This window comes from Ensifer sp. LC11 (assembly GCF_001695835.1).
Taxonomy (GTDB): Bacteria; Pseudomonadota; Alphaproteobacteria; order Rhizobiales; family Rhizobiaceae; genus Ensifer.
In genome coordinates this window covers 73,618-89,877 of sequence record NZ_MBSO01000002.1, presented here as the reverse complement: position 1 = coordinate 89,877, position 16,260 = coordinate 73,618, and the positions used below count along the sequence as shown (strand labels likewise).

The 16,260-nt window shown below is 63.4% G+C and carries 13 protein-coding genes, 1 tRNA gene and 1 pseudogene; 5 read left to right on the top strand and 10 right to left on the bottom strand.

Annotated features, from left to right (window positions below):
* Positions 1-3 precede the first annotated feature (3 nt).
* The 3 genes from BBX50_RS01395 (at position 4) to BBX50_RS01385 (ending at position 4,358) form a co-directional block, all read left to right on the top strand.
* Positions 4-2,004 carry a methyl-accepting chemotaxis protein gene (locus BBX50_RS01395; RefSeq protein WP_065773534.1) on the top strand — a complete coding sequence of 667 codons (2,001 nt, stop codon included), beginning with the start codon at positions 4-6 and terminating at the stop codon, positions 2,002-2,004.
* A gap of 487 nt (positions 2,005-2,491) precedes the next feature.
* Positions 2,492-3,973: a HAMP domain-containing sensor histidine kinase gene (locus tag BBX50_RS01390; protein ID WP_065773533.1), complete on the top strand. Its 1,482-nt coding sequence runs from the start codon at positions 2,492-2,494 to the stop codon at positions 3,971-3,973.
* A gap of 308 nt (positions 3,974-4,281) precedes the next feature.
* Positions 4,282-4,358 (top strand) — tRNA-Arg (locus BBX50_RS01385).
* 253 nt (positions 4,359-4,611) lie between these two features.
* Here BBX50_RS01385 and BBX50_RS30370 read toward each other — a convergent pair.
* The 8 genes from BBX50_RS30370 to BBX50_RS01350 all read right to left on the bottom strand — a co-directional run bounded on the left by BBX50_RS30370 (position 4,612) and on the right by BBX50_RS01350 (position 13,180).
* A complete protein-coding gene (locus BBX50_RS30370; RefSeq protein ID WP_201723537.1) occupies positions 4,612-4,785 on the bottom strand; it encodes a hypothetical protein in 174 nt (57 codons plus the stop codon).
* Positions 4,786-4,848: 63 nt separating this feature from the next.
* Entirely contained in the window at positions 4,849-4,983 is a 135-nt protein-coding gene (locus BBX50_RS30920; RefSeq protein WP_274534049.1) for a hypothetical protein, read from the bottom strand.
* Between the two features lie 601 nt (positions 4,984-5,584).
* On the bottom strand, positions 5,585-6,016 hold the full coding sequence (locus BBX50_RS01375; RefSeq protein ID WP_065773532.1) for a DUF1810 domain-containing protein: 432 nt from the start codon (positions 6,014-6,016) through the stop codon (positions 5,585-5,587).
* Between the two features lie 45 nt (positions 6,017-6,061).
* Positions 6,062-7,048: an aldo/keto reductase gene (locus BBX50_RS01370; protein WP_065773531.1), complete on the bottom strand. Its 987-nt coding sequence runs from the start codon at positions 7,046-7,048 to the stop codon at positions 6,062-6,064.
* A gap of 141 nt (positions 7,049-7,189) precedes the next feature.
* Complete coding sequence (locus tag BBX50_RS01365; protein ID WP_065773530.1) at positions 7,190-7,774, bottom strand: YigZ family protein; 585 nt, start codon at positions 7,772-7,774, stop codon at positions 7,190-7,192.
* Between the two features lie 247 nt (positions 7,775-8,021).
* The gene (gene putA / locus BBX50_RS01360) at positions 8,022-11,729 is read right to left on the bottom strand and encodes a trifunctional transcriptional regulator/proline dehydrogenase/L-glutamate gamma-semialdehyde dehydrogenase (RefSeq protein ID WP_065773529.1); all 3,708 of its coding nucleotides are present in this window, start codon (positions 11,727-11,729) and stop codon (positions 8,022-8,024) included.
* 289 nt (positions 11,730-12,018) lie between these two features.
* Complete coding sequence (locus BBX50_RS01355) at positions 12,019-12,333, bottom strand: YkgJ family cysteine cluster protein (RefSeq protein WP_065773528.1); 315 nt, start codon at positions 12,331-12,333, stop codon at positions 12,019-12,021.
* 40 nt (positions 12,334-12,373) lie between these two features.
* Entirely contained in the window at positions 12,374-13,180 is an 807-nt protein-coding gene (locus BBX50_RS01350; RefSeq protein ID WP_065773527.1) for a phosphodiesterase, read from the bottom strand.
* A 199-nt stretch (positions 13,181-13,379) separates the two neighbouring features.
* Between BBX50_RS01350 and BBX50_RS01345 the strand changes: the two genes are divergently transcribed.
* Positions 13,380-14,414 carry a proline racemase family protein gene (locus BBX50_RS01345; RefSeq protein WP_065773526.1) on the top strand — a complete coding sequence of 345 codons (1,035 nt, stop codon included), beginning with the start codon at positions 13,380-13,382 and terminating at the stop codon, positions 14,412-14,414.
* A gap of 93 nt (positions 14,415-14,507) precedes the next feature.
* Here BBX50_RS01345 and BBX50_RS31025 read toward each other — a convergent pair whose 3' ends face one another.
* A complete protein-coding gene (locus tag BBX50_RS31025; RefSeq protein ID WP_348271501.1) occupies positions 14,508-14,846 on the bottom strand; it encodes a tetratricopeptide repeat protein in 339 nt (112 codons plus the stop codon).
* A pseudogene (locus BBX50_RS31020) lies at positions 14,823-15,368 on the bottom strand (SEL1-like repeat protein); the annotation flags it as partial. The pseudogene BBX50_RS31020 and the gene BBX50_RS31025, both read right to left, overlap by 24 nt.
* A 214-nt stretch (positions 15,369-15,582) precedes the next feature.
* Here BBX50_RS31020 and BBX50_RS01335 point away from each other — a divergent pair.
* Complete coding sequence (locus BBX50_RS01335) at positions 15,583-16,200, top strand: FecR family protein (RefSeq protein ID WP_065773628.1); 618 nt, start codon at positions 15,583-15,585, stop codon at positions 16,198-16,200.
* Positions 16,201-16,260 lie beyond the last annotated feature (60 nt).

The following is a 16,260-nucleotide window of genomic DNA, read 5'->3' as shown; positions in this document are numbered from 1 at the left end:
GGGATGAAAATACGCGGTAAGATCAATCTAATCGTCGGCATCATGAGTGTGCTGGCGGTTGCGGTTACCGGCATGTCGCTGGTTGCTGTCACCAAGTACAACGAGAAATTCCACCAGTACGAGAATGTTGCGAAGCGCGCCTTCAACGCGGAGCGCCTCAACCGTCTGGTGACCGCGGTCGTCATGGAATCGCGCGGCATCTACGCCGCCCCGACCGTCGAGAAGGCGAAGCCCTTTGCCGAGGGCATTCGCAAGAACCTCGACAAGATCGACACGCTGCTCACCGAGTGGCGTCCGCTGATTCCCGCCGAAACGAAAGCGTCATTCGATACGCTGGTCGCCCGCGCGGCGGAGTTCAAGACCTTCCGCGTCGAGACGGCGCGACTTGGCGAAGAGGTCTCGCCGCAGGCCGCCAACGAGCAAGGCAACACCGATGCCAACCGCGCGAACCGGAAGGCGTTCCAGCAGCAGATCGACGGCGTTGTCGACATCAACCTGAAGACGCTCGACGTGGTGACAGTTGAAGTCGCGACGTTTGAACGCTGGGTCATCGTCACCATTCTCGGCATCGCTGGTCTTGGCCTGGCCGCCGGTATCGGCGCCGCGTTCTATATCGCGACGAACCACTTGAGCCGCCCGATCCTTGAACTGACCGGCAAGATGAAGCAGCTGGCTGGCGGCGATCTTGCAGCCGACGTGCCCTTCGCTGACCGTAAGGACGAGATCGGCGAAATGGCGGCGGCCGTTCAGGTCTTCAAGCAGAACGGTCTTGCCGTGCGCGATCTCAATGCGCAGGAGGCAGTCTTGCGCGAGAAGAGCGCCGATCTTCAGTCCAGCATCGGCGTCGTCGTGGCTGCCGCTGCGGCCGGCGATTTCACCAAGCGCATCGGCAAGGACTATGAAAACGACGATCTCAACCGCTTCGCGACAAGCGTCAACGAGCTGGTCGGCAGTGTCGACGCCGGCATCGCCGAGACCCGCCGGGTGGTCGCGAGCCTTGCCGCCGGTGATCTGACGCAGAGCATGAACGGTCATTTCCAGGGCGCCTTTGCCGAACTCCAGAAAAACGTCAACGAGACGCTGTCCACCCTGCAGAAGACGCTGCGCGAGGTCCGCGTGACCACGGACTCGATCAACGGCAACTCTTCCGAGCTTCGCTCTGCTGCCGACGATCTGTCGAAGCGGACGGAACAGCAGGCAGCAGCGCTCGAGGAGACCTCGGCCGCGCTTGATGAGATCACAGTTGCAGTAAAGAGCTCGACCGAACGGGCGCAGGAAGCAACCGTGATGGTCAACGAAGCCAAGCACAGCGCGGCGCAGTCGGCTGCCGTGGTGCGCAATGCCGTCGATGCCATGGGCCGCATCGAGCAGGCCTCGAGCGAGATCGGCCAGATCACCAACGTGATCGACGAAATCGCCTTCCAGACCAACCTTCTGGCGCTGAATGCCGGTGTCGAGGCGGCACGCGCCGGTGACGCGGGCAAGGGCTTTGCGGTCGTCGCGCAGGAAGTTCGCGAACTCGCCCAGCGTGCGGCAAGTGCCGCCAAGGACATCAAGTCACTGATCTCGAAGTCCGGCAGCGAAGTCGCAACCGGTGTCCGCCTGGTGCAGGAGACCGGATCGGCGCTCGGCGAAATCGAGGAGCGGGTCCTCAAGATCAACGATCACATCCACTCGATCGCAACGGCGGCGCGTGAACAGTCGACGGGCCTCAGCGAAGTCAGCACCGCGGTCAATCAGATGGACCAGGTGACCCAGCAGAACGCGGCCATGGTGGAGGAGGCGAATGCGGCCACCCACAAGCTGTCTGCCGAGGCCAACAATCTCGCGAGCCTGATCGCCTACTTCAAGGTCGACAATGCAGCCGTACGGCCGATCGCCGTGGCACGCGAGACCGCCCAGCCGGTCGCATCGCCGGCGCGACGCATGATGGGCAACGTCGCCCGGGCCTTTGGCGGCGGTGCCGCGACCGCTGCCGCCAAGGACGACTGGGAAGAATTCTGATCGGCGGCTTGCACAGCCAAGTGATGAGAGCCCGCGGTGCCGTCACGGTGCCGCGGGTTTCTCTTTTCCGGCAACCTCTGACTTAGGGTCGCCGCGGTAGCATTCTTGCGACCCGGTCCACAGCTGACCGGGGAGGATCTACGCGTTGTTCCCTGGGTGACTTACGCGGTGCAGGAATCTGCGCAGAAGGCTTGGCGAGGCGGTCGTGTGTCGAAGCATCTGCTTGGACCGATTTGGGTCGGTCTGCCGAAGAATTGAGCGCGCCTGCACGGATGTTTGGGGAGAGGATGATCAGAATGTGGTTTCTTGCGATTGAGGGCGGCGCGACGTTGAAAGCGGTCCGCGGCTATGTCGCACCCCGCTCGAGCCCTCCGAGATTGGAAATCCGGCAGCCTTCTCCTATTATGGGCTATCGCGAAACGTCGCGGCAGGACCCACGACCGGGCCCCCGACGCTTCGATCTGACTGGCAAGGAATGTTCTTGGGCATGACGGAAGAAGCGCGTCAGGCGAACGCCAACGAGGCCCTCAAGGCGGGTGCGGGGTTCTTCCGTGGTCTTTCCGGCAAGCTGCTGTTGCTGACGATCGTTTTCGTCATGCTGGCGGAAGTGCTGATCTTTGTTCCTTCGGTCGCGACCATGCGCATTCGCTGGCTTGAGGACCGATTGAACACGGCCGCTGCGGCTGCCGTTGTCGTTGATGGACTGCAGAACGTCGAGCTGCCGCGCAGCGTGCAGAAGGACACGCTGATGGCGACGGGCACGAAGGCGATCGTCATCCGTCGCAAGGATGCGTCGCGTATGATCGCGCTCACCGACATGCCGCTTGAGATTGAAGGCGAGTACGACGTCGCCAACTCCACTGCCGTCGCGGCGATCCGCGATGCATTCGATACCCTGCTTTTCGGCGGCGACCGCGTGATCCGTGTCTATGGGCCGCTCGGTGAAAGCGATGCGACGATCGAACTTTTGATGAAGGACGCGAGCCTGCGCAAGGCGATGCTCGTCTATTCGCGCAACGTCTTTGTCCTGTCGCTTATCATTTCACTGATCACCGCGGCGCTGATCTTTCTTGCCATCAACCGCATGCTGATCACCCCGATCCGGCGGATGACGGCGAACATGCAGGAATTTTCCAACGACCCGGCCGATCCCGGGCGAGTGCTCGTGCCACCGGAGGGGCGCGACGAGCTCGCCGTTGCCGGCCAGCATCTCGCCAGCATGCAGCGCGAATTGCAGAAGACGCTGAAGCAGCAGAAGAGCCTTGCCGAACTCGGCCTTGCCGTGTCGAAGATCAACCACGACATGCGCAATATCCTGTCTTCGGCACAGCTGATCTCGGACCGCCTGGCAGATGTGGACGACCCCGTGGTCAAGCGCTTTGCGCCGACCCTGCTGCGTACCATTGACAGGGCGGTTGGCTATACGCGCGAGGTTCTGTCCTATGGCCGCACGACGGAAGCCGAGCCGCACCGGCGCTTCGTGGCGCTGAAGCCGCTGGTCTCCGATGTTGCCGAGCTGTTGGCGATCGATCCGCAGTCCGGCATCGATTTCCAGATCCAGATGCAGGATGACCTCGAAGTCGACGCCGACAGCGAGCAGCTCTTCCGGGTGGTGCACAATATCTGCCGTAATGCCGTGCAGGCGCTGACCAGCCATGAGACGGAGGATGGCCGTCCACGGATCGTTGCCGTCTCCGCCATGCGCATCGGCAGCGTCGTCACCATCTCCGTCGACGACACCGGTCCTGGAATGCCGCCCAAGGCGCGGGAGAACCTGTTTGCCGCCTTCCGCGGCTCGGCGCGCTCCGGTGGCACAGGGCTTGGCCTTGCGATTGCGCGCGAGCTGGTGCTTGCCCATGGCGGCACGATCGCGCTCGTGGAAAAGCCGACGCCCGGCACGCTCTTCCGCATCGAGCTGCCCGATCGGCCTGTGCCACTCGACGCTTTCCGCTCGAAACTCCGTCACTAGGCTCCTGCCGGAAGCGCGTGAATCGATTTTCCGCGCGAAGCCGCGCCGTTCGAACGGACAATCGCTTTCCTGATCCGAGGCAGGCGGCATGGACGCAGGCCCGCGCATCATGTTTTTTTGCCTCCGGTGCCAATCGCGCCGGTGCCCTGCATTGCAGGGTGTTGCCGCGCCGGCGCGGTTACCTCCGTCCACAGCAATGCGGGGGTGTCGTCGTAAAAATGAAATTTTTTGCCGAACGGCGCTTGCAATCCCCGAAAGGACCCTTTAGAGAACCGCTCACGCAAGCGGTTCGACCGCTTCAGGCAAAAGCACCCGTAGCTCAGCTGGATAGAGCACCAGACTACGAATCTGGGGGTCAGGAGTTCGAATCTCTTCGGGTGCGCCATTTCTTTCAATGACTTAGCAAGTGCGATGTGCGCCCGTGTTTTTCGGGTCGTTCTCGCTGTTGCGTTTGCGGATTGTATTTTCGGTTGCGCGCCGCGACCCTGAGTTCCGCGACGCGCTTCGATTTCCCTGGGTGTGTTTGCGCCATCATGCGACGCCGTCCTGGCGTTGGCAGGCGAACTGCCAGCCCCCTTTATCAGTACCCCCAGCGGTCATTGGACCATGGCGCCCGGGTCCTCGCTTTCAGCCAACGATCAGGATTGGCGGACGGTGTATCCTTTCTCGGCAAGCCAGGCGTCATGCAGCCATTTTTCCGTTCCACGGTGGCCGGGGAACCGGATCCAGTGAATGTCGCGCTCGAAGACCATTACCTTGCGATCCGCGCCGACGATGACCCACATCCAGAGGCCGTCGGCAGTGTTGCGCATTTTGACCTTCATGCCCGTGAGGGTCAGGTTCTCAGTGTGCCCGTTCCGAGTCACCTGCAACGGCTAGTCATGCGCGTCGATCCAGCTGATGCTGAGTGCCGGCAAGAGGTCGGGTGCTGCTTCGCGCAGGAAATCCATGGCGATCGCCTGTGCTTCTTCGCGCGTTGGCAATTTGCCGCCAACCAGATCGAGATCCATTCGGGCAAACCCTTTGAGGCGGCCGTCGTCGGCAATGACGGTGCTGAAATGCTCGCCGCCAAGCGCGGCGTTGCGGCCATCCGTTCGCTCGTTGGGGTGCGTTTTTCCTTCCGGGTTCCATGCTTACTTCCGCCTTGCTTCCGCGATCAGCGCGAGCATGCGGGCAATGTTGGTTTCGAGGTCGCGTTTGAGCGGGTTCATCCGAAGGCGCGGTGTTGCTGTCAATACTGCTCCTCCGAACGAGGTAGATGACAATTTTATATATTAGCATATTGTTGTTTGTATTGCCCGCGAACGTTGTGGGCGCGGCAATCCAGCGAGGGCGTTGGAGGAGGGCGGTCCCGCTCACGAAGCCAAAAAGGCTTTCACGATCTTTTGACGCCTGCATGTGAAACTTGGCCCGTCGGCTTCCTATATGAAGGAGGTAGTGAGGCCGCTAAAGGGAAGGAGGTGCTGATGTATCGCTATATGATGAAAGAGCTTCTGGTGATCGTTGCTGGCCTTTCGGTTTGTGCCTTCACGATCCTGTTCTTCTTGATCCACTCCACGCCTGGCCTCTAGTCGCGGCCAAGGCGCAGTGTCAGCACCGGCGCATGCGGTATCAACGCAGTTGCGCGAGCAGATCAAGGGTGCGCTGATCCCGTTCCCCCGCGAAGTAGCGCACCAGCGCCCGTTCGAACGGACTTCCCTCTCTATCGACCCCGGCAAACAAAGTCATCGATGACCGAAATTTCCTGTCATCGGGGCTTGAGAAGATGTCGTGGGCCGATTTCCCCTCAGCTGCAAGGGTGAGCTGGGTGCATTCCCGAAGCCTGGGCCCGAGCATCGGATGGGCAAGATAGGCTGACGCTTCGTCCAACCCTGAAATGGCGTAGCGCTCGGCCATCGGCGAATGACCGAGGCCGGCAAGCTGCGGGAAGACAAACCACATCCAATGGGTCTGCTTGTGCCCCCGCCGCAATTCCTCCAGAACCGCGGCATAGACGCGGTTCTGGGCGTCGACGAAACGTTGAAGGTCGAAGGGATCCGGCATCTCGGCACCTCCCTTGGGTGCGCCCGAGTGGGTCGAGGGTGTCAATCACCAGCGGTGATGAACATGAACCTTCACCAGCCGCTCGTAAAGCGCAGCGATGGCCGCCTTGGTCGGCTCGTCGATGGCTGAAAGCGCACTGGCGGCAGCGTTCGATTGCGCCTGTGCCTCGTTGCGGGCGCCGGGGATGACGACGGAAACGGCCTTCTGCTCGAGGATCCAGCGAAGCGCGAACTGCGCCATCACCACACCCTCGGGTACGAGCGGACGGAGCTGCTCGACGGCTTCCAGCGCCGTCTCGAACGGCACGCCGGCAAAGGTCTCGCCGACATCGAAGGCTTCACCGTGGCGGTTGAAGTTGCGGTGATCGTCGGCGGCAAAGGCCGTCTCGCGGGTGATCTTGCCGGAGAGCAGGCCCGAGGCGAGCGGCACGCGCACGATGACGCCGACATTCTTTTTCTCAGCTTCGGCGAGGAACAGGTCGTGCGACCGCTGGCGGAAGATGTTGTAAATAATCTGCACTGTGGCGACGCCCGGGTACTCGATCGCCTTCAGCGCCTCCTCGACCTTTTCGACGGAGACGCCATAGTGGCGGATCTTGCCCTTGGTGACGAGTTGGTCGAGTGCGCCGAACAGCTCAGGCCGATAGTAGACCTCAGTTGGTGGGCAATGCAGCTGCACGAGGTCGAGCGTCTCGACGCCGAGATTGGCGAGGCTCCGGTCGATGAAGGCCTCGATGTTCTTGCCCGTGTAACCCTCGGTCACATGCGGGCTGAGCCGGCGGCCGGCCTTGGTCGCAACGAATGGCTTTTGGCCGCCGCGTTCCCTCAGAACGGCTGCGATGATCTTTTCGGATCGGCCGTCGCCATAGACGTCGGCGGTGTCGATAAAGGTAACGCCTGCATCGAGCGCGGCATTGAGCGCGCGCTTGCCGTCCGCCTCGCTGACATCGCCCCAGGAGCCGCCGATCTGCCAGGCGCCGAAGCCGATCTCGGAAATGGTGGCGCCGGTCTTGCCAAGAACTCTCGTCTTCATGGTGCTGTCTCCTGTTGCATGTCCGTCAATCATACGGCTGGTGGAGCGCATTTATTATGACTGACCGGATCAAGTAAATTGGGCAGGCTGCGGACGGACACCCGTTCGCGCGGTCCTGGATCATGCCGGCTGCGAAAGGTCCTAGTCTTCGAGCGAAACCACTGCCTTGCCGCGGCTGAGATCGACGACCATCGCGAGGATCGCCTCGGCCTCGTCCTTGCGCAAGTCGACGGAAAGGACGGGTCCTTTGTCGGTGAAGCTCTCGCCGACGACGGTCACGTTGCGGGCGAGAAGTCGCGCCTTGATCAGCGCCATGTCGGAAAAATCGAAGGCGAAGGTGGCGCGCACTGTCTCGATCATCTCGATCTTTTCCGCTGCCCGAAGGCAGAGCGCAGCGGTGCCGCCATAGGCGCGCACCAGACCGCCGCTGCCGAGCAGGATGCCGCCAAACCAGCGCGTCACCACGACCGCGACGCCATCCAATTCCTGTCCGTCGATCGCAGCCAGGATCGGCTTACCCGCGGTGCCGCTCGGCTCGCCATCGTCGTTGAAGCGATAGGCCTGGCCGATGCGCCAGGCCCAGCAATTGTGGTTGGCCGCAGAGTCGGAGTGAGCCGCGAGGAAATCCTTCGCCGCCTGTTCATCAGCAATGGGCGCGGCGACTGCCACAAACCGGCTCTTCTTGATGTCCTGGGTTGCCGTTTCGATGCGCTTGAGGGTGAACATGGCCGCTTCCGTTTCTCAAAAGCTGATAACGGATTGGGAGGCGAAGCGCTATGGTTTCGGGTGGTGCAAATTGTGGTCTGGCGCGGGCGTTCGAGGGAATGCAGACCGGCAAACACTTCGCCGTCATCCCTGTGACAAGCACAGGGATGAGGGGATCCAATCTGGACGCCCTCGATCAGCGGAAAAGTCAGTCAGCTTAACCCTCTCCCGCGGCGGGGAGAGGGCACTTCACAGACTCTGGAATCGATCAGCCGATCGCCATCAGGCTGGCATTGCCGCCGGCGGCCGCCGTGTTGATCGAGGTCGAGACTTCCTCAAGCAGCCAGTTCAGGCAGTAGGCGTCGGGGTTCTTGCCGATCTCTTCGCTCGATGCTGCCTGGACGAGGACCAGCGGCCCCGGCAGGCCGGCGATCACCTTGCTGACGTCGCGCACGCGGGCACCGTCGCCCTCGACAAGGGCGCCTGCGAACGGGCCGTCGGCTGCCCAGTCCTTCGACCAGGAAAGCCGTGCGGAAACGCTCGCCGGCAGATCCTTCAACGAGGCTTGAAGGCCGGCGGCAGCGTCGACGACCACGGTGTTGCCGGTGGCAAGGGCTGCGCCGAGCTGGTGGTAAAGCCCGGTTTCCGTGGTCGGAACCAGGAGCACGCGGCCGCGCGGATGCAGGGCATAGAGGTTACGTTCGCCGACCGGGCCCGGAAGCTCGGCGTGGAGGCCGAGCGCCGAGTTGCTACCGGCGTTCCGGCCAGCTTCGGCTTCCGCCTTGGCACCCTTGCCGTCGAGCCACTTGGCGAAGTCGAGCAGCGCCGGATCGGTATGAACCGAGCTGTGCTGCGGCGGCACCGGAGCGGTGGCAACCAGACGGCCGAGATAGAGCGGACCGCCAGCCTTCGGGCCGGTGCCGGAGAGGCCGCGTCCGCCGAAGGGCTGAACGCCGACGACCGCGCCGATGACGTTGCGGTTGACATAGAGGTTGCCCGCCTTCACCCGTGCGGTCACATGCGCGATCGTTTCGTCGAGGCGCGTGTGCAGGCCGAAAGTGAGGCCGTAACCGGTGGCGTTGATGTCGTCGATCAACCGGTCGAGATCGTCGCGACGGTAGCGGATGACATGCAGCACCGGACCGAAGACTTCGCGCTTGAGGTCGGAGAGCTTGTCGAGCTCGATGATCGTCGGCGGCACGAAGGTGCCCTGTTCGGTTCCGGAGGCAAGGCCGATCTGCTCGACCTTGCGGCCGAGGCCGCGCATGGCGTCGATGTGCTTTTCGATGATGCCCTTGGCTTCCGCGGTGATGACCGGACCGACATCGACAGAGAGCCGGTCGGTGCGGCCGATCTTCAACTCGTGCAGCGCGCCCTTCAGCATCGAAAGCGTGCGGTCAGCCACGTCTTCCTGCAGGCACAGAACACGCAGTGCCGAGCAGCGCTGACCGGCGCTGTCGAAGGCCGAGGCGATGACATCGCCGACCACCTGTTCGGCGAGCGCCGAGCTGTCGACGATCATGGCGTTCTGGCCGCCGGTCTCGGCGATCAGCGGGATCGGCCGGCCCGCCGGCGACAGCCGGTCGGCAAGCTGCGCCTGGATCAGGCGCGCGACTTCGGTCGAGCCGGTGAACATCACGCCGGCAATTTCGGGGGCTGCCACCAGCGCAGCACCGATGCGGCCGTCGCCGGGCAACAGCTGCAGGGCGTCGGCCGGAATGCCGGCCTCATGCAGGATGCGCACGCCTTCGGCGGCGATCAGCGGCGTTTCCTCGGCAGGCTTTGCCAGCACCGGGTTGCCGGCGACGAGGGCCGCGGCAATCTGGCCGGCGAAGATCGCCAGCGGGAAGTTCCACGGGCTGATGCAGACGATCGGACCGAGCGCCTTGTGCGCCGGGCCGAGGGTGCGGCGGGTCTGTTCGGCGTAGTAGCGCAGGAAGTCGATCGCTTCGCGCACTTCGGCAATGGCGTTCGGCAGCGACTTGCCGGCTTCGCGGGCAATGAGCCCGAGCAGTGTCGGCATGCGCGCCTGCATCAGGTCGGCAGCGCGCGTGAGGCAGGCGGCGCGCTCGGCCGGAGAAACCGCAGCCCAGCTTGCGGCGGCCTTGGCGGCAAGGCTTGCGGCCTGGCGAGCGTCGGCTTCGGACGCCTCGGTGACCGAGCCGACGACGTCGCGGTGGTCGCCGGGGTTGACGACGGTGCGGGTTTCGCCTGCGGCCGGGCCGGTTGCCAGCTGCGGTACGGCCTTCCAATTGACGGTGGCGCTTGCCTGCAGCGCCGCCGTCAGCGAGGTGAGGCCTGCTTCGTTGGAGAGGTCGAGACCGGCCGAGTTGCGGCGCGTTTCGCCGAAGAGATTGTCGGGCAGCGCGATCTGGTCGTGCGGCGCGCCGACAACAGGCATGGCGCGCACGATCTCGACGGGATCAGCAATCAGTTCGTCGACCGAAACTTTCGGGTCGGCGATGCGGTTGACGAAGGAGGAGTTGGCGCCGTTTTCGAGCAGGCGGCGAACGAGATAGGCAAGCAGCGTCTCATGCGTGCCGACAGGCGCGTAGATGCGGCAGGGACGATCAAGATTGCCCTTGCCGACCACTTCGTCATAGAGCGGCTCGCCCATGCCATGCAGGCACTGGAACTCGTACTTGCCGACCTTGAAGTCCTTGCCGGCCATCTCGTAGATGGTCGCCAGCGACTGGGCATTGTGGGTGGCGAACTGCGGGAAGATCACATCGGTCGCGGCCAGCAGCTTCTTGGCACAGGCGATGTAGGAGACGTCGGTGTAGATCTTGCGGGTGTAGACCGGGAAGTCCTCGAGGCCGTCGAGCTGGGCGCGCTTGATTTCGGCATCCCAATAGGCGCCTTTGACGAGGCGCACCATGACGCGGCGACCGGCGCGGCGGGCGAGGTCGATGATGAAGTCGAGCACGTAGGGGCAGCGCTTGCCATAGGCCTGGACGACGAAGCCCATGCCGGCCCAGCCGGCGAGATCCTTGTCGAGGCACAGTTCTTCGAGCAGGTCGAGCGAGAGTTCGAGACGGTCGGCTTCCTCGGCGTCGATGTTGAGGCCGATGTCGTACTTCTTGGCGATGACGGCGAGCGCCTTCACCTTCGGCAGAAGCTCGGCCATGACGCGCGAGGCCTGCGAACGGGCGTAGCGCGGATGCAGCGCCGAAAGCTTGATCGAGATGCCGGGACCTTCATAGATGCCGCGACCGGCCGACGCCTTGCCGATGGCATGGATCGCCTGCTCATAGTCGCGGTAGTAGCGCTCCGCGTCGGCAGCGGTGGTCGCCGCTTCCCCGAGCATGTCGTAGGAGTAGCGGAAACCCTTCTGTTCGAGCGCGCGCGAACGGCGCAGTGCCTCGTCGATGGTCTCGCCGGTCACGAACTGTTCGCCCATCATGCGCATCGCCATGTCGACGCCGCGGCGGATGACCGGCTCGCCGCAACGGGCGATCAGGCGGGTCAATGCTGCCGAAAGGCTGCGGTCGTTGACGGTCGAGGTCAGCTTGCCGGTGACGACGAGGCCCCAGGTCGCGGCGTTGACGAACAGCGAGCGGCCACCGCCGATATGCGACTTCCAGTCGCCGTCGGCGATCTTGTCGCGGATCAGTGCGTCACGCGTCGCGGTATCGGGAATGCGCAGCAGTGCTTCGGCAAGGCACATCAGTGCCACACCTTCCTGGCTCGACAGCGAGTATTCCTGCACCAGCCCCTCGACGCCGGAGCCCTTGTGCTTGGCGCGCAGCGCCTCGATCAGCTTGCGCGCGGTCTTTGCGGCGGCTTCGCGGGTCTTCGCGTCCAACGTCGCTGCTTCGACGAGTGCGGGCACCGCTTCCGTTTCTGGGCGGCGGTAGGCCGCGGTGATTGCCTGGCGGAGTGTGCTCTGCGGTCGAACCGGCGGGGCGAACGCGGCAAAGGGGGCCTGCGGTGCGCCGGTCTCTGCAGTGGTTTTTTGAAGCGGTGTCTGGCTCATCGAGCGCTATCCTCCGGGAAGCAGTTTGGAGGGCGCGGCGCGCCCCCGATCGTGGGCGGAAAATACGCTTCATTTCGCCGTGCATCCATCCGGCAAATTTCAGGTTTGGCGGAATGTTTCACCGTTAGGCAGGTATGGCGCCGTAGAGAATGCGGAATGTTCGCAATTCTGCCGGATGATCCTATTGCAGGTTTCCTTAAATCCTAGCCGATCTAAGGATAGAAACACGCAGCCATACAAATTGCTACTGCGACCTTTGTGCGTCCGGTAAGACGCGCGGCGCTGTAGATCAGGCCGCCTTGCCGAAGTGCTTCTCGCGGGCCATCAGGCATTCGTCGTCGCCGGGCATGCAGGTGCGACAGACGATTGGCCGGATCGCATAGATCTTGCAGCCGACGTGCTCGCCGAGCTTGCCGCCGAGTGCCGAGCAGCGATCGTCCTCGCAGCGCATGCCGCCGAGGTCGGCCGACACGTATTCCGCCGGGATCAGGTCGAGCTCCTCGTCCGTCTCCAGCGAAAAACGCGGCCAGTCGGCCGAATAGGCGCAGCAAGCGCCGCAGCTCTGGCAGTCGAAGCTTTCGTCGATGGGGGGCGGTTCGGTCATGCGTCAAACTAGCACGAAGGCGCAGGGTTCGAAATGGCTCTTAAGCGACGGTCGCGTCGCGGCGGGCAATCTCGTAGTCTTCGGTGTGGACCAGCACGCCGTCCTCGGTCACGACAGCGATGCCATAGGCGGCTGGCTCGTCGACAGAGAGCGAAGCATCGGGCGCGTCGAAAGGCATGGGCTGCTGGTGCACCGGGCTCTTGAAGATCGAGAAGGGAATGCCGCGGCTGGAACCGCTGATCGTGCGATGCACATGCCCGGCAAAGATATGCCGGACATTGGGATGCCGCTTGATGCATTCGTAAAATTCCGCCTCGTTGGCGAGCCGGATCAGGTCCATGCCGGAAAAGCCCGTCCTGTGTGGCGGATGATGCATGAAGAGGAGCGCCGGCTTGTTAGCGGCATCGGCAAGCTGCCGGTCGAGCCAGGCAAGACGCTTGGCACAGAGCAGGCCTGCATGGCTGTTCGGGTAGTCGTAAGGCGGTGCAAACAGCGTATCAAGCAGGATTGCGCGGCAGTCGGGGAAATCGATCGCCTGCTGCACGAAGCCGCCCGTGTCTGTTTCTGCATCGGTGAAGACGTCGAGGAACACTTCGCGCCGATCATGATTGCCGATGGTGATGGCGGATGGCGGGATAAGTTGGTCGATGAGCCGTTTCAGCCGCTCGTAAGATCCGCGATCGCCGTAGTGGGTGAGATCGCCGGTGAAGATCACCCGCTCCGCATCCGCATGGTAGCGGTTGACGTGTTCGATGCCATTGGCAAGGCGCTGGTAGGGATCAAGCCCGATGATCGTCGTGCCTTCGGGCACCATGTGCAGGTCGGTAAAGATGATCAGTTTTGTCATGGAGATCCAGAAGGTTGCGCCGCAGGACACCCAAGCTGTCGCGCGGCGTGTGGCGCGTCAAGCGGCAACTTTGGGGCGATGTACTTGGTCGCCCAGTGGTTTTCCTTGCGACGGGTCAAGGAAAGCGCTAAGGCAGGCGCACCTGATATATCAGCCATAATCGCCGCTAGGGCGATGGCAAGCGAGTTGGAGAAACGGCATGCGGTGGAAGCGCACGATCCAGTTGCTGGACGTTCATTGCGAAGGTGAGATCGGCAAGGTCGCAATCGGCGGCGTGCCCAAAATCCCGGGAAACTCGATCGCCGAACAGCTCAACCACATCAACACGGTTGATGACAGTCTGCGCCGGTTCCTGTGCCTGGAGCCGCGCTCCGGCTCGATCGGCTCGGTCAATCTGCTGGTGCCGCCGAAGCGCCCGGAAGCCGATGCCGGCTTCATCATTCTGCAGGCTGATCAGGCGCATGCCATGTCCGGCTCGAACTCGATCTGCGTCACGACCGCATTGCTTGAATCCGGCATTATCGAGATGAAGGAGCCGGAGACGGTGGTCATGCTCGATACGGCGTCCGGCCTCGTCAAGGCCACGGCGACCTGCCGCGACGGCCGCTGCGAGAAGGTGAAGCTGACGATGGTTCCGTCCTTCGTGCACGAACTCGATGTCGAGGTCGACACCCCGAAATGGGGCAAGATCAAGCTCGACCTCTGCTACGGCGGCGTCTTCTATGCGCTCGTCGATGTCGGCCAGATCGGTACGACGATCGACAAGGCGAACGCCCGCGAGATCGTTGAAGCCGGGATGATCCTGAAGGATATCGTCAACCGTACCATCCCGGTCGTCCATCCTGAGATCCCGGAGATCAAGGGCGTCGCCTATGTGATGTTCCGCGACGTCGAGGCCGACGGCACGATCCGCACCTGCACCACCATGTGGCCGGGCCGCGTCGACCGCTCGCCCTGCGGCACGGGTAGCTCGGCCAACCTCGCGACGCTGCATGCGCGCGGCAAGGTCAAGGTCGGCGACGTCCTGAAATCCCGCTCGATCATCGGCTCCGAATTCGAAGTGGGCCTCGAAGGCGTGACGACGGTCGCCGGCCGCGAAGCGATCATCCCGACGATTGCGGGCCGCGGCTGGACCTTCGGCCTGCATCAGGTGGCGCTCGACCCGTTCGATCCGCTTGCCGACGGCTTTGCGCTGACCGACACCTGGGGACCGCAGGCCGGCGAGATCCGCTAGTCGGCCGCCGTTCCCGGGCGGTGTTCCAAACGAAAACGCGGGCCGAAGATCATGGGATCTCCGACCCGCGTGGCCCTTGGGAGGCGTGTTCGGTTACTTGATGCGGCTGGCCTTGGGGAGCATGGCTGTCTCAAACCCACCGCCCGCGCTGAGCTCGGCGAGTTTCTGCCCGGCGAACGCGTCGCCTTCGTTGGCGGCCTTGCGGAAGATGTCACGCGCCGCCGGAATGTCCTTGGCGATGCCTTCGCCGTTCTGAAGCATCAGGCCAAGATTGACCATCGCGTCGACATTGCCGCGCTCTGCGGCCAGCCGGTAGAACCTGGCAGCCTTGCCATTGTCTTCTGGCACCAGCTTGCCCTCGTCGAGGATGACCGCCAGGTTGAAGGTTGCAACATCGTCGCCGGCAAGCGAGGCCCGTTCGAACCATTCGATCGCGAGCTTGCCGTTGACCGGCGTGCCCATGCCGTCGCGATAGGAGACGCCGAGGTTATAGGCGGCAAGAACGTTGCCGGCGGCGGCGGCCTTCTGGTTCAGCGCGAATTCGGTCGCGGTGTCACCCTGTTCGCCGAGGAGGACCGCGTAATTCGTCATCGCCAGCGCATGGCCATGCTGGGCCGCTTCGCCGAGAATGCGCAGCGACTGGATCTTCTGGCCGGCCTTGTCGAGCACGCGAGCGAGCTGGAATTCGGTACGGGCGCCACCCTTCTGGTTGTACGCCTCACGGCAGGCGGACAGCGCCACGCCGATCTTGATGTCTTCGGTCGCAACCGCCGGGAACGACGGGTTGCGCTGCAGGTCGAAGATGCTGCCCGCTTCGCGGTCGCAGATTTCAGCAGCGGAGAGCTCGGCAGCACGGGCCGAAGGAAGGGCGATTGCAGCAACTGCCAGCAGGCTGACCATGGCCAGAAACAGAGCGTTGATAATGCGGGTGCCGGATGCGCTGCGATTTTCCATGATGCTTTTCCCTTCTCTTGCCGATCAAACTATCGGGGGCCGCGCCGTTGAGCTGTTCCGGCGGGAACAGCCTGAAGCCGAAAGCTCTGGCCAAGTGAGGAACGCGAGCGAGGGCCTGCCCGTGGGCGGCTTGCATCCGGGAACGCCGAGGTTATCCTCCAAGAGCCGCAACGTTCCGTGAGGGAGAGAGACAATGGAAAACCGAGCAGCGCCGGTGCGGCTGATGCTGGTAAGCCGACGGGTCGTTGTCGGCGGGCTGTTGCTGACGGCCGTGGGCGGCGGCGTCGCCACGTCCTGGGCAAGCCCGGTCATTGGCCAGGCGACGGAGGTCAAAGGCGATGTGCGACGCAAGCAGGCGGAAAAGGAAGAGCCGCTGGCGGTCGGTGGCCAGCTCTTCGAGAACGACCGCGTGCACACGAACGCTGAGAGTTATGCGACCTTGAACCTTGGCACCGATACACGCGTATTGCTCGGCGCAGAGACCGATCTGCTCATCGACACTTTCATTGCCGGTCAGGGCGGCACGCTCGAACTCGGGCTTGGCCGCATGGTCTTCGATCGGCCCGAGGGGTTGCCGAAGGTCGACGTGGCGGTCCGCACCGCCTTCGGCATGATCGGCGTGCGCGGCACCAAATTCTTCTGCGGTCCGAGCAAGACGGCCTTTGCCGTCTTCGTCGAGCACGGCAGCGTTTCGGTTGAAGGCGCCGGCGTCACACGGGTGGTTGAAGCGGGGCAGGGTGTCGAGTTTGGCAAGCCCGGCGATGCACCGACGGAGCCCGTCAACTGGGGCGAGGCGCGCATCAAGGAAGCCTATGCCAGTGTTGGGCTCTGAGGCCCTCTCCACGGGCTCACAAGCGGCCGCAGTTCCAGCGGTTTGCGCCCAAAGTTGCGG

Excerpts from the sequence above, each read along its gene's own strand:
- BBX50_RS01355 (WP_065773528.1), bottom strand. The coding sequence starts at position 12,333 with ATGACCGAACCGCCCCCCATCGACGAAAGCTTCGACTGCCAGAGCTGC.
- BBX50_RS30920 (WP_274534049.1), bottom strand. The coding sequence starts at position 4,983 with ATGGATCTCGATCTGGTTGGCGGCAAATTGCCAACGCGCGAAGAAGCA.
- putA (WP_065773529.1), bottom strand. The coding sequence starts at position 11,729 with ATGAGCCAGACACCGCTTCAAAAAACCACTGCAGAGACCGGCGCACCG.
- BBX50_RS01390 (WP_065773533.1), top strand. The coding sequence starts at position 2,492 with ATGACGGAAGAAGCGCGTCAGGCGAACGCCAACGAGGCCCTCAAGGCG.
- BBX50_RS01365 (WP_065773530.1), bottom strand. The coding sequence starts at position 7,774 with ATGTTCACCCTCAAGCGCATCGAAACGGCAACCCAGGACATCAAGAAG.
- BBX50_RS01395 (WP_065773534.1), top strand. The coding sequence starts at position 4 with ATGAAAATACGCGGTAAGATCAATCTAATCGTCGGCATCATGAGTGTG.
- BBX50_RS01370 (WP_065773531.1), bottom strand. The coding sequence starts at position 7,048 with ATGAAGACGAGAGTTCTTGGCAAGACCGGCGCCACCATTTCCGAGATC.
- BBX50_RS01345 (WP_065773526.1), top strand. The coding sequence starts at position 13,380 with ATGCGGTGGAAGCGCACGATCCAGTTGCTGGACGTTCATTGCGAAGGT.
- BBX50_RS01350 (WP_065773527.1), bottom strand. The coding sequence starts at position 13,180 with ATGACAAAACTGATCATCTTTACCGACCTGCACATGGTGCCCGAAGGC.
- BBX50_RS30370 (WP_201723537.1), bottom strand. The coding sequence starts at position 4,785 with ATGCGCAACACTGCCGACGGCCTCTGGATGTGGGTCATCGTCGGCGCG.
- BBX50_RS01375 (WP_065773532.1), bottom strand. The coding sequence starts at position 6,016 with ATGCCGGATCCCTTCGACCTTCAACGTTTCGTCGACGCCCAGAACCGC.